This window comes from Nakamurella aerolata (genome assembly GCF_013002705.1).
Lineage (GTDB): Bacteria > Actinomycetota > Actinomycetes > Mycobacteriales > Nakamurellaceae > Nakamurella > Nakamurella aerolata.
This window is the reverse complement of record NZ_JABEND010000009.1, coordinates 35,301-48,490: the sequence shown is the minus strand read 5'-3', so window position 1 is coordinate 48,490 and position 13,190 is coordinate 35,301. Positions and strand designations below refer to the sequence as shown.

The window sequence follows — 13,190 nt, the reverse complement described above, 5'->3', positions numbered from 1 at the left end:
CTCAGCTCAGGGTGTGAATGTCGCCGGTCGACAGGTCCAGGTACTGGTCGCCTGGCTGCGATCCGGCGATGCTGCCGGGAGCGCCATTGCCGACGAACCACGACGCGCCGCGAGCGCCGGCTTGGCCGATGGCTCCGGCGTCGATGACCGCTCCGGAAACGGTCGTGAGGATCAAGCGTCCGGAATTGTTGATCGTGGCCGATTTCAGTGCACCGTCCTTGACGGCCTGGATGTCGGCTGCGCTCACGCCGAGTGCGGACTGTGCCGCAACTTGGTCAGACGCCGCGAATAGCGCCTTGCCGACAGTCGTTGCGCCGATGGCAGTCTGCGCATCCCCAGCAGAGCTGGCGGTGGCGAGCTGCTGTCCGAGCGGGGTTATGGCTGGGACATCGGCCAGAGTGTGATTGTGCGGTGCCGGCGGAAACTGTGTCGGCCGGTTCGCCAGGTCGTTGAAGTTGCCGCTGGTGGCCACGGCGGCGAGCGGCGGCACAGTCGGGATGGTGGGCTTGCCCGTCAGGTCGCTGTACGCGCCCGAAAAGCTCGACGTGCCAGCACCTATCGCCTGCCGCGCTGCCGCAGCATCGGGAGCTTTGACGAGTTGCTTACCCACGGCGGTCGCGTCGGTCAGACCGTCCACGGTCGTCGCACCGCCGCCCGCACCGCCGATGATGACGTTCGGTACGCCCTTCGAGGACTGGACCGGCTGTGCGCTGGACATGTCGACGGTCTGGCCGGGCGCCAGCGCGAAACTCGCGGCCGGGAGCTTGCCGACCTGCACCGTCCAGGTCCAGCCGATCGGGTCGGCGTCGGGGTCATCGGTGGCGATCAGCGGCAGCGTGAAACTGCCGCTCTTGTCGAGGTCCACCGACACCGTGTCGAGGGCGACCACGCCCTTGCCGGGGACTTTCACCACCGGAATGCTCGGCGTAGCAGTGACTTTCCCGGACAGCGGCTCGCCCTTGGCGTTGACGTAGGTGCCTTTGACGGTGCCGGTGTCCAGCCCTGCGGGGAGTGCCATCACGGCTCCCTGCGGTCGAGCCCGTCGAGGCGGTCGAGGCGGGACAGGTCCGGCTCGGGTGTGCTGGTGGGCTGCTGCTCGGGCACCACCTCCACCAGGCCGGCATCCGAGGACTCCCCGGTCTGTCCCGGCTCGGACAGAACCTCCGCGGTGCCCAGGCCGGGAGAGCCGGTGTTGATCCCCGCGATCACCGACTTCACCAGCGACAGCAGTGCCGCCGCTCCGGCGATGGTAAACACTGTCCACCAAGGGATTTCGGACAGCGACGCGACGGTGATCGATGGCACCGCCGCTTGCAGCGCCGTTGACAGCACCCGTTCCGCGGTGGCCCGCCAGAACGTGCCGGTCCAAATGTTGTTCGTGCTCACTTCTTGCCTCCCAGTTTCTCCCAGCTGCGCCACCCGACGAGACCGTCAGGGTCGAGGCCCTGCTTGCGTTGCCAGGCGGCGACGGCGGCCTTGGTGCGGTCGCCGTACAACCCGTCGGCCGTGACGCCGACGGCGCGCTGAATCTGCGCGATCCATCCCCTGACCCGCGGCGCCAGGTCGGTTGCCATGAGGTTGGTGCCCTCGAATCCGGACACGGCGCCGCGGCCACCCCGCGGCCCGAAATACAACTTGCCGTCGGGGCCGAGCGGGAACGCCACCTGTGCCGGGGATGGCTTGCCGCCCAGCGGTTTCGGCGCCGGCGCGGTGGGCTTCGGTGCGGGTGCGCCGCCGCGCATCAGCTCCCCGACGCGCTGACGCTCCGGCTCAAGGTCAAGCCCGGCCGGATCGACCTTACGGCCGTACGGGTAGCCGATTTGCTTGTGAAAGAACAGCCGGTCCGGGCCGTGCCCCCACGCTTTCAGCAGGGCTGCGGTGCCGCGACGGAGGCTGTCGAGCATGACCGGCGGCCACGGCTCGCCGACGGTGTGGTCGGTCTCGATGCCGACGCTGTTGGCGCTGTCTGCGACGCCCTTGTACGGCGGACCGACGGTGCCGGCGTGCCAGGCTTTGCCCTGGCCGATGAGCCACCAGGTGCCCTGCGTGTCCACCCAGAACTGCGCGCTGGGCTTCTGTCCGGCGTAGCTGCTGGTGATCCACGACAGTGCGCCCGGTGATGGTCCGGGCGGGCTCGCGTCGTGGTGCCAGACAATCGCTCTCGGCGGGTCAGGGATGGTGCCGAGAGGTTTGGTCGGCCAGGTCGATGCGATCATGACACGGCATCCTGCGGCGCGCAGAATGTCGGCGGTGCTGGCGATTCCAGCCATGAGTTGCCTCCAAACGGGTTGGCAGTGAGCCGCTCTCGTCACGTGACGGAAGCGGCGGGGGTGGATGGATGGTCGGCTAGCTGGTTTGTGACGGCCGGGTGGCGACGATGACGGCGAGGACACCGATCAGCGCCGTCGGGATGAGCACGAGGCTGGACCCGCGGGGCGGGACGTAGCTGACCAGGTTGATGACGAGCAGGGCGATCTGGCCGAGCAGGAAGCACGGCACAGCGACGACGACGGCCCAGCCGGCGGCGGTTAGATGCCGGCGGCGCACCGCGGCCACAGACAGACAGACCAGCACCGCCACGGATAGGACGGCTAGGACGATGAGGCGGACGTTCACGGTCCTCCGCTCAGAGGTGGGGGTGGGAAGATCGGCGCCGTCTCGGTGACGGTCACGGTCACCGTGGTCGGCGCTGTCTCGGTCACGGTCGGTCCGGGCACGTCGCGGGTTTCCGTGGTCGTCACCGTCGGGCCCGGCTCGGTGACGGTCGCGGTGTGAGTGACAGTCGGTCCCGGCTCGGTGACCGTGGGGCCGGGCACGTCACGGGTCTGGGTCGCCGTCACCGTCTGGATGGTGGGCACGTCGCGGGTCACGGTCTGCGTCGCCGTCACCGGTACCTCCCGGACGTCGGTGACAGTCGCGACCTCCGTGGCGGTCTGCCGGTCGGTGACAGTGGCCGCGACAGTCCGCACATCAGTGGCAGTCACCACCACGGTCGAGCCCTGCTCGGTCACGGCGAGGGTGGTGGTCGGCCCGGCGATGGTCACGGTCTCGCCCTGCACGGTGACGGTCTCGGCGGGCAGGGTGGTCCGGACGGTCTGCGTACCGGCCACGGTGGACCGGGCCACGGTCACCGGGACCTGCCGGGTGACTGTGCCCCTGGCGAGCGTCACGGTGGTGGTCTGCGGTGGCCCGGCCGGCAGGGTGCGGCGCTGCCCGTCGATGGTGACCGTCGCCGCACGCGGGGTGAGGGTGACCACTGCCCGCGACGGCGGCGGCACGGTGGACAGTTGCAGCGCGGTGCGGGTTTCGATGGTGGGCTGCACGACCACCTGCGTCACCGCACCAGGCGTGGCGGTGCCTCCGACGGAGATGATCGACGACTGCGCGGCGACGACGTAGCCGACGGCGCGGCACGCCCGGACAGCCTGCGCCTCGGTGACATACGGGCACACGTCGCGGACAGCCACCAGCCCGGCCGACTGCAGAATGGACGCCTGCGTGGCTGCTGCCTTGCCTTGGGATTCGACGGCGGACGCGGACGACTGCACCGACTCGGCTGTCTGCTGCGCCTGCTCCACCTGCGTGGTGGCGCGGGACTCCACCCCGGCCCGCCAGCCGATCAGCACAGCGATACCCAGCAGGAAACACGCTGCGGCTAGGGCGATCATCTGGCCGCCGGTGAGTCCGCGGCGCCGCTCAGGACTGGTCATCATCGTCCCCCTCGGCGGCTGGTGGTGGCGGGGCCGGCAGCGGCAGCGGTTGCAGCCCCAGCATGGTGTTCAGGCGGTGCACCTCCGTGGTGAGGTACTGCACCTGCGTCTCCAACCCGCCGACCTTTGCGACGGCCTTGGCGGCGCGTTCCTCCGCGGCGTACCGGAGCTGACGCTCCGAATTGATCGCCGCTTCCTGGTCGCGGTTTTCCCGCCGCAACCTAATGTTGTCGCGGATCAGATAGCCAGTGAGTGCGCCCGTCGGTCCGAGCGACAGCCACGGGCTGATGTCTGCGAAATCCATACTTGTCGCCTCCCTCCGGGGTAGCGCTGAGAGAGGGATCAGGGGCGTGCGGGTGTCACCCCACCCGCCGCACTTTCAGCCGCCGGTTCGTGATGTTGATCGGCACACCGGAGTCCTGCAGCACCCACGCCGTGACGACCTGCCCCGCCGTGAACGTCAGCTCGTCGGTCACGTCCACCACCTGGGAGTTGTTGGCCGGGGCGTTGGGCACCACCGCAGTGATACCCGTCGGGCCCGCGCCCGACGCCGGCCCGACACCGATAGCCCGCCTGCCCGATCCATACTTATCGAATGCGACCCACGCGGTGACCAGATACCGGCCGGTCTGCGAGATGGACACTCCCTCGGCGCGGGCACCCAAACCCGCCCCCTCGAAATAGTCGGTCGAGGACCAGTTGCAGGCACGCCACGCGTTGTCGGCGATACCCTGCGCGTTCGCCGAGCTCATCTCCATGGCGCCGAAACCGAGCCGCGCCGGCTCAACCCACGCGCCGCCGGAGCGCACCAGCAGATACGGCGCCCCACCGGGCGGCACCATCACGCACATGCGGCCATTGCTAGCCGGCTGCATCCCGGCGTCCCGCAGCTGCGTCGTCGTGAACGCCGGCACCGACCGCAGATCCACGTCTTCCGCGAGATTCTTCGTGGTCGACGGAACGTTGTCCGGATCGGACGGGTCGGCGTAGCGCGTACCCAAAGCGGTTGTGCCCATGCGTGTCTCAGCCTCTCGTCACCAGCCGGTCAATGACCACCGGCTGCCTGTCGTAGAACGTCACCAACACCAGGCCGGTCGGGGTCTCCCGGCCGGCCAGCCAGGCGTCGAAGGTCGCGGTCCAGATCGCCACCGGCACATCCGATCCGGCGACCGTGACCAGCAGGTACGGCCCCTGCCAGCCGGCCAGCGACCCGACCGCCACCGGCCCCCGCTGCGCCGGCATCGCAGCGACGATGCGTTCGGCGAGGCGCTGCGTCGTCTGGCTCACTCGGCACCCCCTGTCGTCACGGTTGTCACCTGCATGTCCCCGGCTGCGTCCAGCGGCAGCCGAATCTGCTGCAGCTGCAGCGCTTCCGACGCGCCGCCCGGCCAGGGCAGGTTCACGGTGTCGGCCTCATCCAGAGCGGCGTTCGGGATAGCCGTGACGGTCACCGTCCGAGCCGCCGCGGCGGCCTTGTCCAGCGCGGTCAGTGCCGCCGACCGCATCTCACCCGTCGACGTCCATGCACCCTCGATGCGTTTCGTCACAAGCGGTGTCACACCCGCGATGTACCTGTCCGGTCGGGTCCGGTCGGTGATCCGCACCGTCACCGGATCGGGCCGAAAAGCCGGATCAGTCACCGTCGACGACGCGACGACCTGATTGCACACGTCGGCGGTGGAGACCGTGGCCTGCATGTCGATCGGCAGGTCCAGCGTCGCCACCGCCGCACCTTTGCCTGGCCGGTTGCGGATGACCACCCGCCCGAGCCGGTCGCAGAACGCCTCGCACGCAGCCATTTCACACAGGTCCGCGATCGCCTGGTGCCGGTCTTCCTCCCACACCAGCGGCGGCACTGTCGCCGACGATGTGGCAGTCACCATGATCTCGTCCGGCGACCACATACCCGTGCCCAGCACCAGCCGGCGGATCTGCTCCGTAACCCGGATACCCGGCGTGGACGCCTGCGGCTGCGGAAACCTGCTGCGCACCACGTACTCCCACAGATCGTGCGCCCCCGAGATGCCGACCGTCCGGTCCGGCTGGATACCCACGTCGTCGGTATCAACGAGGAACCTGCCGAGCGGCAGAACCTCCGGCTGGCCGTACCCGTAGAAAATGCCGCGGAAGGGGCGCAGGATCATGTTCGCTTTGATCGTGGTCTCCCACGTCGGGTCGAACAAGCAGTCCAACGAGCGGCGCACACCGGTCACCCAATCGGCGGTCACCTGCCCGTCCAACGGCCGGGCGGTACCGACCTTGCTGCGACCCGACCAAAACTCCACGAACACAGCCCCTTTGAGGCTGTGCGAGGCCCGCAGCGCCGGCGCCCACTGATCAGAGACGGCCTGCATCACGCCGACCTGGTGTCCGTGGTGGCGTCCGCGTAGCTGGCGTAGGTGGCCGACCGCTGCGCATAGGTCCGCCCGGTGGCGGTCGCAGCGCCGTAGGTCCACTGCGCCATCGCCGCCACCGCCGGCTGGTCGATAATCTCGATCGGGATGGTGATGTGCCGATACGGATAGTCCAGCGTCGGGCGGGCAGCGGCGCTGACGTCACCCGGCTGCACCCACGCGTAGGCCACGTCCCACCAGCCCGGCTTTTTCGCGAGGTTCAGCAGGATCGGTCCCGAGTCGGACAGGCAGCTCAGCACATCCAGCTCCTGCTGCCGCGAATCGACCCGCACCACCACGTCGCCGGTGGCGTCGCGGCGCACACCCTCGTCGATGAAGATCGCACGGCGCGCCCCGAACGGCCGGTGGCCGGCCGCGGTGCTGGCAAACGTCCTGTCCCCGAACGACATCACCGCATCGATCGGTGTCGAGCGGGCAGGGTTGACCGGGTGCATCAGCCACGACACTGACGCCGGCAGGGTCACCTGCTGCGACGAGCCGCTGTCCGAGCCGAGTTGCACCGTGTACGACACGGTCTCGTTGATCGGGGCGTGGTAGTCGTACACGTCGGCCTGCCCGCCGACGGTCTGAGAGCCGCGGGGCAGGATCACTCGCAGCGCGGACCCGTCAGCGTGGGTGCGGCGCAGGTTGATCGTCGCCGCGGCCGGGGTCGGCGCCGTCGACTCGATGTGCAGCCGCACCCGCGGCGGCATGTTCGTTGCCTCCACGGTGGCCACGATGGTCACGCTCACCGCTGCGCCACCAGCTTCCGCAGATCCCGCTCGAGCTGCGCCAGCTCGGCCTTCGACGCGACAGTGCCGGCCATCGCCGCAGCCTTGGCCATGCGGTCGGCGATCGTGCCTATCTGCTGCGTGGTCCGCAGCTGCTCACGCGTCAGCGCCGTCAACGTCTGCTGCGTCACCGCGGCGCCACGGGTCAGCGCCGCCAGCTCGCCCGAGAATTGCGGGGCGATCGTACGGGTGGCCACCGCTGTCGCGATCCGCGACTGCTTTGCCAACTCCGCGTTGATCGCCTTGATCTGCCCGGCGCTGCCGGTGCGGGCCAGCATGTGCAGCACCGACGCGCCGTCACCCAGCTGCGAGAGTTGCTGTAGGGCGGAGTTGTTCAGCCCGAGCCGCGACAACTTCGCGTTGTCAGTGTTCAGCTGCACCAGCTGCCCGGTGTCGAACCGCATCCCCTGCAGGAACCGCGACGCGGTGTTACGGGTGTCGCGGTTGCCGGTCAGCTCAGTGCCGCCGATCTGGCCGGCCATCTGCGAGATCGCCGACGACCGGTCAGCCAACGTCGACTTGATCTGATCCTTCACATCACCGAGGCGGTCTTTGGTGGCGGTCAGCCGGGCGTTGAGGTTGTCCATCGCCCTGCCTGCCGACGCCAGTTGCGACCGCCAGCGCCGCGACACCTCGATCGAGCGGTTCTCTGCCGCGGCCCTAGCCTTCGCCGCCTCGGCCGCGGATGCGTTCCGCCGGGCGGTCTTGTCCAGCGCGGCCTGCTCGGCCCGCGACGATGCGACCTTCCGCTGCTCTGCCGCCACGACCTTGGCGACCTCGGATGCCTGCTGCCGGCGGATGATCGACAGCGAGCGCTCCACCTGCGCGGCGCGGGTCTGCGCCGACGCCAACGCCTTTGTTGCGGCGGCCCGCTGCTGCCCGGTCCTCGCGGTGGCCTTGCGCCGCTCAGCCGCCGTGACAGCGCGGCGAGCAGCAGCACTGCTGGCTTCGGCTTCCTTCACCCTCGCCGCTGCAGCACGTCGCGCCTCGTACACCGCGCGCTTGCTCGACGCCTCCTGGCTGCGCAACTCGCCGCGATGCCGGGCAGCGGCCTTCGCCGCCTCGTTCGACGCGGAGATCAGCTCGTTCGCCGCTGCTCGGAACGACTTCTGGAACTCGAGCAGATCGCTGATCGCGTTGGCAATGTTGGATTCTCGATCACCCAACTGCCGCGGCGAGTTGCCCATCAGCGCCGACCGGCCCACCAGCCCCCCGGTTGCGAACCGGGCGACGCCGTTGTTGATCGCGTGCAGCAGGCCGAGGTTCTCACTCGTCGCTTTGGCGTTGACGATGTACTCGCCGCGGGACACCCGCGCGACATTACTGTCACTGGTTCCGGTACCCTTGCCGCCCACTAGGCCGCCGGAAGCGTATGCGCCATATCCTCTGCGCTGCAACGCTTCGAACGACCCGTACACGGACGGCACATAGTTGAAGAACGCCCTCATCTGCGATTCCGGATCCCAAATGTTCGTGTTGTAACCAGGGTCCGCGTATCGCCGGAACGTAGGATCAATGAACTGCAGCAAGCCTTTTGAGGGCGTCCCCCGGCGGGCGTTGATGTCGTACAGATTGATGGCCTTGGGGTTACCCGAAGACTCCCGGTTCATCTGCCGCATCATGTGATCCACGGCGTACAGCGGCACACCCTTGGCCATCGCAACCCGGTTCGCAAGTGGCCGCCACCGCTCCACACCCGACCCTGCCGGCTCGGCACCACCACCGCCACCCATCGGACCCGACGGGCCCGACAGAAAGCTGATGTGAACGTGGTCCATGTGCGCCAGCGTCGGGTCGGTGGCGTTACCACCGTCGCTGCGAATGTACGGACCCCAGCCGCCACCCTTGTTGATCTGGTTCCGCCAGATCACGTACTTGGTGCCATAAGCGCTGGGATTACCCGTGAAATACGCGGCGACCTTGTTGCCCTGCTGGATGCCGGCCGGCGAGGACCAACCGTTGATCATCACGTCCAGAGCCTTGCCCTTGGGATGATCCGACGCCGCCACCGAACCCGACGCGCGCCACCCGCCAATGTTGTTGATCCCAAACGTCGACTTGATGAAAGCCATTGCAGCAGCAGTGTTTTGCGCCAGACCAGACATGTTCTCCGGGCCCCAATTACCGGAGCCGGGCGCGAACGCACCGCCGCCCAGCAACAGCATCGACTTCAATGCATCGCCCGCGGCCTTCGCCATGGCCTTGCCGGCCGCGACGGTCATGCTGTCGAAGTTTGGCGGGAGACCGAGACCGCCGATGTCCCACTTGACGTCGGTGCCCTTGGTGCCGAGGTAGCCGCCGGATGCGAAGGCCGGTGCGACGTTCCAGTTGAGGTGTTCCAGCAGCGGACGAAAACGCTTGGTGGCGTTGGCATTCATCACGAACTCGCCGTTCGACAGCCATGCCGGGATGTCGTCACTCGTACCGGTGCCAGGTCCGCGCATGAACCCGCCGGTCGCCTTCGCAGCCATCTTCGACTTGCTGCCGAACGTCGGATCGAGGGTGCCCTCGTAAGTGATCTTCAACTTCTTGCCGGTAAGGCCGTCTATCTGCCGCTTGGTCTCATCGATCTTTGCGTTGGCATCGTCGTTGTTGGCCTTGAGGTATCCAGTCCACGTGCCCTTCGCGGTGTTGTACTTCTGCACCACGTTTCCCGCATTGGTCGTCGCCTGGGCTTGACCGGCGGTCAGGAACTGCGCAGTGAACTTCTTCTGCAGCGGGTCGTAGACCCGGTACAGACCCTGTCCGTTCGCGGTCGCCTGGGCGGTCTCGGCCTGGAACGCGGTCTTGACGTTCTTCGGGATCAGGCCGTACTTGTCGGCGAGCTTTTCCGCTTCCTTCTGCGGCACGCCCGCCGCCTTAGCGTTCGCAATGAACTCGGACCGCATCGCCGCCATCTTGTCGGTGCCGGCCTTTGCGGCACCGGCGAGATTGCCGTTGGCAAGGGCAGCGTTCATCGCCGCCTGGGTCTGCTGCACGGCAGCCGTCGCGGCCTTGTCGAGCGAGTCAGCCTGACGATCAGCGGCGTCTTTCACACTGTTCTTGGCGTTGGCCAGATCGCGTTCAGTCTGCGCAATAGCGGCGGTCCGCTGAGCCCGAGTCTCATCTTTCGCCAGGCCGTCCGAGCGCAGCTTGTTGAGCTTGTCTTCGATCTCGGTCACGCGCGCTTTTGCGTCGGCCTCGTCGCGTGCAGCGTTGCCGACGTCCCGCATAGCCGCCGCGGCGGCCCGTGAGGCCGTTTCGGCGGCAGTGTCTTTGCCGGCCATCTTGTCCAGCGTCATCTGCAGGTACTGCGTTTGGGTGTCGGCGAACGACGCCTGATCGGCGATTTCCTTCATCGCGTCGGCTAGCGCTGACGTCGGCTCTTTCGCCCCCGCAGCATCCTCTGTCAGCCCGGCCGCGGCATTGCCTGCGGCATCCATTCCGGTAGCAGCGGTCTGGCCTGACGCGCCGGCCGCGGACATTGACGCCGATGCTGCGTCCGCGGCCTCTTGGGTGGCGTAGTGCTGGCCGTTGACCTCGATCAGGGTGTCCTTGTAGCCCTTGAGGATCGCGGTCTGCTGGGCCTGCGACAGACCCCAATCCTTCATCACAGCTTCGAGCGAGCGTTGCGACCCCTCAGCTGTTTTGATGGCGGCGCCGACGGTGGAACCCGTTACGCCAGCGGCCTTTCCGATACGGTCGGCTGTCGCTGCAAACTCGTCGCCGGTCTTCCGCTGCGCATCCGCGAGGGTCTCGCTCTCGGTGCGGGCCTTCGCAGCGGCAGGCACGTAGTTCTCAATGTCGGAGCGGAGCTGGTTGACCTTCTGCCTGGCGTACTCCGGCGGGTCGCCCATCGCGATGAACGCCTGAACCAGCTTGTCCGCTGATGCCGAGCCTGAGATGGCCAGCTTCGCAATCTCGGTCTCGGACAGGCCGAGCTGGGACGAGAGGTCGCGAATGGCTGGGACGCTCTGGTTCGACAGGTTCTCAAGTGCCGCACCGATTTTGCCGGTCTTCTCGGCAGCGCCGGCGATCTTCGCTTGGTAGTCGATCCACGCCCGGCCGCCCTCGAGTGCGGCGGCAGCCGCGTCGCCCGCTGACAAGCCGATCTCCTTGAATGCGGCAGCGCTGTCGGCGAACGATTTGGTGACCATCTGCGCGCCGGCCTCGTTGACCGAGCCGGTGAGGCGGTCGAAGCTGCCTGCCAGTTCGTCCACTGCCGCGCGGTGCTCCTCCTCGCGCTGTTTGGCCTCGGCGTTCTTGGCCGAGAAGTAGCTGATCGCTGCGGTAACGCCGGTGATGGCGAGGCCGATGGGGCCGCCGAACGCGCCCATCAGGCCTTTGCCGACGCTGAGCGCGCCGGAGCTGAGGGACCGCATCGCCCCGGATACCGACGTGACCCCGCTGCTCATCGAGCGAATCCGGGCGCCGGTCGTCACGGCGAGTGCTGACAGCCCCGACATCCCCTGCTGCGATTGCAGATATTGGACCTGCCGGCCAAAGGTTCGCAGCGGCCCGTTCCCGTTGGCCAGGTTTGTCGCCATGGTGCCGATGCTGGTGCCGAGCCGGCGGGACGCTACCGCTGCGACACCGAGAGCGATCGCCGCGGTTTGAACCGGCCCCGGCAGGTCGGAGAAGAACCCGACCGCGCTACCCACGACTGTCACCAGCGGTTCCAGTACGACCCGCACCGCTGACATCGCGTCGCCGGCGGCGTTCAGCACCGGCCCGAGAATCCTCACCCCGGACGTGAGCAGTGGCAGCGCGCCCTGTGCCAGGCTGACCGCGCCGGTGGCCACGTCAGTGAGTGCCGGGACGAGCCGATCGGCCGCTGATGGAATTAGGTCGGCCAGCTGCTTGCCGGCTGATTCCAGTGACGGACTGAGCTTGTCCATCAGCGATAGCTGGGCGTCCTGCACGGCGTTCTGGATGATCTGGCCGACGCCGGCGAGACCCTTCATCTTCGCCTGAGCTAGCTCGGCAGCACCACCCGAGCGACCCACGGCGGTCGACATCTTGTCGAAGCCCTGAGCGCCCTCGGCCGCGAACACGCTGGCCGCACGGACCGCGTCCGTGCCGAAAGCTGTTGCGGCGGCGGCGTTGTACTGCTCGGTCGTCATGCGCTTCGACGCGTCGGCCAGCTGTCCCGACAGAGACTCTAGGCCGACGAAGTTGCCCTGCGCGTCGAATGCCTGCACGCCCAGCTCTTGGAGGGCTGCGGCCTGCTGCTTCGACGGTGACAGCAGTTGCACCAGCATCGATTTCAAGCTGGTGCCGGCATCCGATCCCTTGATGCCATTGTTGGCGAAAAGCCCAAGCGCCGCACTCGTGTCCTGCAGGCTGATACCCAACGACTTCGCAGGGGTGCCCACCTGCGCGAGACCCTGCGAGAAGTCCGTAATCTCGCCGCTGGCGGCGTTGGCGGTGTTCGCCAAAATGTCGGCGACCTTGCCGGCGTCGGCGGCGCTCACACCGAAGGTATTCAGCGCGTTGGCCTGAATCTCGGCAGCCTGCGCCCCATCGATCTGTGCTGCCGCCGCCAACTGCAGCGTGCCTTTGGCGGCCGACATCGCCTGCTGGGCCGTAAATCCGCCCTTGGCGAGCTCGGTCATCGCCGCCGCAGCGGTGGCCGCTGACGTGCCCGGCAGGGACACATCGTTTCCGAGCTGGCGGGCAGTCTCGGACACCTGCGCCATCTGCTGCGCGGTCGCCTGCGACACGGCTCCCATTTCGTTCAGCGACGACTGGAAGTCCGCACCGGCCTTAACGGTCGACTTGATGGCAGCGCCGACACCGACGAACGCCACGGCCTTCTTGGCCATGGCAGCCATTGACTGGCCGCTCGAGTCGGTGTTCCGCGACATCTGCTGCACACTGCGGGACGACCGCTGCGCAGTCTGCGCCATCTGATCGGTGCTGCGGCTTGCTGTCTCGGCTTGGCTGCTGACCGTCCCAAGGCTGCGGTTCAGTGTTCCGATCGCCCGCTGCAGTTGAGACACATCGGCTGAGAACCTCACGGAGACAAGGCGATCAGACACTCGCAGCCTCCTTGAGTCGTTGCTGGCTTTGTCGGAACGCCTCGCGCTCGGCCGACACTTCGTTCATGACATGCACGTGGTCGATCTGACCGGCGTGCACGGGGTACCTTTTGACACCTGGCGCCGGGTCTTTCTCGGCTTGCGCGTCCGCTTGCGCGACAGCGCAGGATGCGCAGGTCACCGACTGGATGATGTACTTCTCGCCGGTGTCGTACGAAAGCCAAACGGGCTGGCCGCAACCGGCGCACAGTGAGTCTTCGTAGCGGCGAAGTGCTT

Annotated in this window: 11 protein-coding genes; all 11 read right to left on the bottom strand. The window is 67.7% G+C overall.

Annotated features, from left to right (window positions below; all coding sequences use genetic code 11):
* Nucleotide 1: 1 nt before the first annotated feature.
* The 11 genes from HKD39_RS18935 to HKD39_RS14745 all read right to left on the bottom strand — a co-directional run bounded on the left by HKD39_RS18935 (nucleotide 2) and on the right by HKD39_RS14745 (nucleotide 12,782).
* Complete coding sequence (locus HKD39_RS18935; RefSeq protein ID WP_212754591.1) at nucleotides 2-910, bottom strand: hypothetical protein; 909 nt, start codon at nucleotides 908-910, stop codon at nucleotides 2-4.
* 107 nt (nucleotides 911-1,017) lie between these two features.
* Nucleotides 1,018-1,386: a holin gene (locus HKD39_RS14790; protein ID WP_171200663.1), complete on the bottom strand. Its 369-nt coding sequence runs from the start codon at nucleotides 1,384-1,386 to the stop codon at nucleotides 1,018-1,020.
* Nucleotides 1,383-2,216: a peptidoglycan recognition protein family protein gene (locus HKD39_RS14785; protein ID WP_171200662.1), complete on the bottom strand. Its 834-nt coding sequence runs from the start codon at nucleotides 2,214-2,216 to the stop codon at nucleotides 1,383-1,385. The genes HKD39_RS14790 and HKD39_RS14785 overlap by 4 nt, the downstream gene beginning before the upstream one ends.
* 130 nt (nucleotides 2,217-2,346) lie before the next feature.
* Complete coding sequence (locus HKD39_RS14780) at nucleotides 2,347-2,616, bottom strand: hypothetical protein (protein ID WP_171200661.1); 270 nt, start codon at nucleotides 2,614-2,616, stop codon at nucleotides 2,347-2,349.
* Nucleotides 2,613-3,710, bottom strand: coding sequence for a hypothetical protein (locus tag HKD39_RS14775; protein WP_171200660.1), 1,098 nt, complete (start codon nucleotides 3,708-3,710; stop codon nucleotides 2,613-2,615). The genes HKD39_RS14780 and HKD39_RS14775 overlap by 4 nt, the downstream gene beginning before the upstream one ends.
* Nucleotides 3,697-4,014, bottom strand: a complete 318-nt coding sequence (locus HKD39_RS14770; RefSeq protein WP_171200659.1) for a hypothetical protein — start codon at nucleotides 4,012-4,014, stop codon at nucleotides 3,697-3,699. The genes HKD39_RS14775 and HKD39_RS14770 overlap by 14 nt, the downstream gene beginning before the upstream one ends.
* 55 nt (nucleotides 4,015-4,069) lie before the next feature.
* Complete coding sequence (locus tag HKD39_RS14765; RefSeq protein ID WP_171200658.1) at nucleotides 4,070-4,726, bottom strand: hypothetical protein; 657 nt, start codon at nucleotides 4,724-4,726, stop codon at nucleotides 4,070-4,072.
* 7 nt (nucleotides 4,727-4,733) lie between these two features.
* Nucleotides 4,734-4,997: a hypothetical protein gene (locus tag HKD39_RS14760; protein ID WP_171200657.1), complete on the bottom strand. Its 264-nt coding sequence runs from the start codon at nucleotides 4,995-4,997 to the stop codon at nucleotides 4,734-4,736.
* Nucleotides 4,994-6,064, bottom strand: coding sequence for a hypothetical protein (locus HKD39_RS14755; RefSeq protein ID WP_171200656.1), 1,071 nt, complete (start codon nucleotides 6,062-6,064; stop codon nucleotides 4,994-4,996). Before HKD39_RS14755 ends, HKD39_RS14760 begins: the two co-directional genes overlap by 4 nt.
* Nucleotides 6,064-6,855, bottom strand: a complete 792-nt coding sequence (locus HKD39_RS14750; protein WP_171200655.1) for a hypothetical protein — start codon at nucleotides 6,853-6,855, stop codon at nucleotides 6,064-6,066. Before HKD39_RS14750 ends, HKD39_RS14755 begins: the two co-directional genes overlap by 1 nt.
* Nucleotides 6,852-12,782 (bottom strand): phage tail tape measure protein, encoded by a 5,931-nt coding sequence (locus tag HKD39_RS14745; RefSeq protein WP_171200654.1) that lies wholly within the window; start codon nucleotides 12,780-12,782, stop codon nucleotides 6,852-6,854. The genes HKD39_RS14750 and HKD39_RS14745 overlap by 4 nt, the downstream gene beginning before the upstream one ends.
* Nucleotides 12,783-13,190 lie beyond the last annotated feature (408 nt).

What these genes read in the sequence shown, in the direction of transcription:
- HKD39_RS14745 (WP_171200654.1), bottom strand. Translation starts at nt 12,782, where the DNA reads ATGGCGCAGACTGCGCAGCGGTCGTCCCGCAGTGTGCAGCAGATGTCG.
- HKD39_RS14770 (WP_171200659.1), bottom strand. Translation starts at nt 4,014, where the DNA reads ATGGATTTCGCAGACATCAGCCCGTGGCTGTCGCTCGGACCGACGGGC.
- HKD39_RS14775 (WP_171200660.1), bottom strand. Translation starts at nt 3,710, where the DNA reads ATGACCAGTCCTGAGCGGCGCCGCGGACTCACCGGCGGCCAGATGATC.
- HKD39_RS14765 (WP_171200658.1), bottom strand. Translation starts at nt 4,726, where the DNA reads ATGGGCACAACCGCTTTGGGTACGCGCTACGCCGACCCGTCCGATCCG.
- HKD39_RS14755 (WP_171200656.1), bottom strand. Translation starts at nt 6,064, where the DNA reads ATGCAGGCCGTCTCTGATCAGTGGGCGCCGGCGCTGCGGGCCTCGCAC.
- HKD39_RS14785 (WP_171200662.1), bottom strand. Translation starts at nt 2,216, where the DNA reads ATGATCGCATCGACCTGGCCGACCAAACCTCTCGGCACCATCCCTGAC.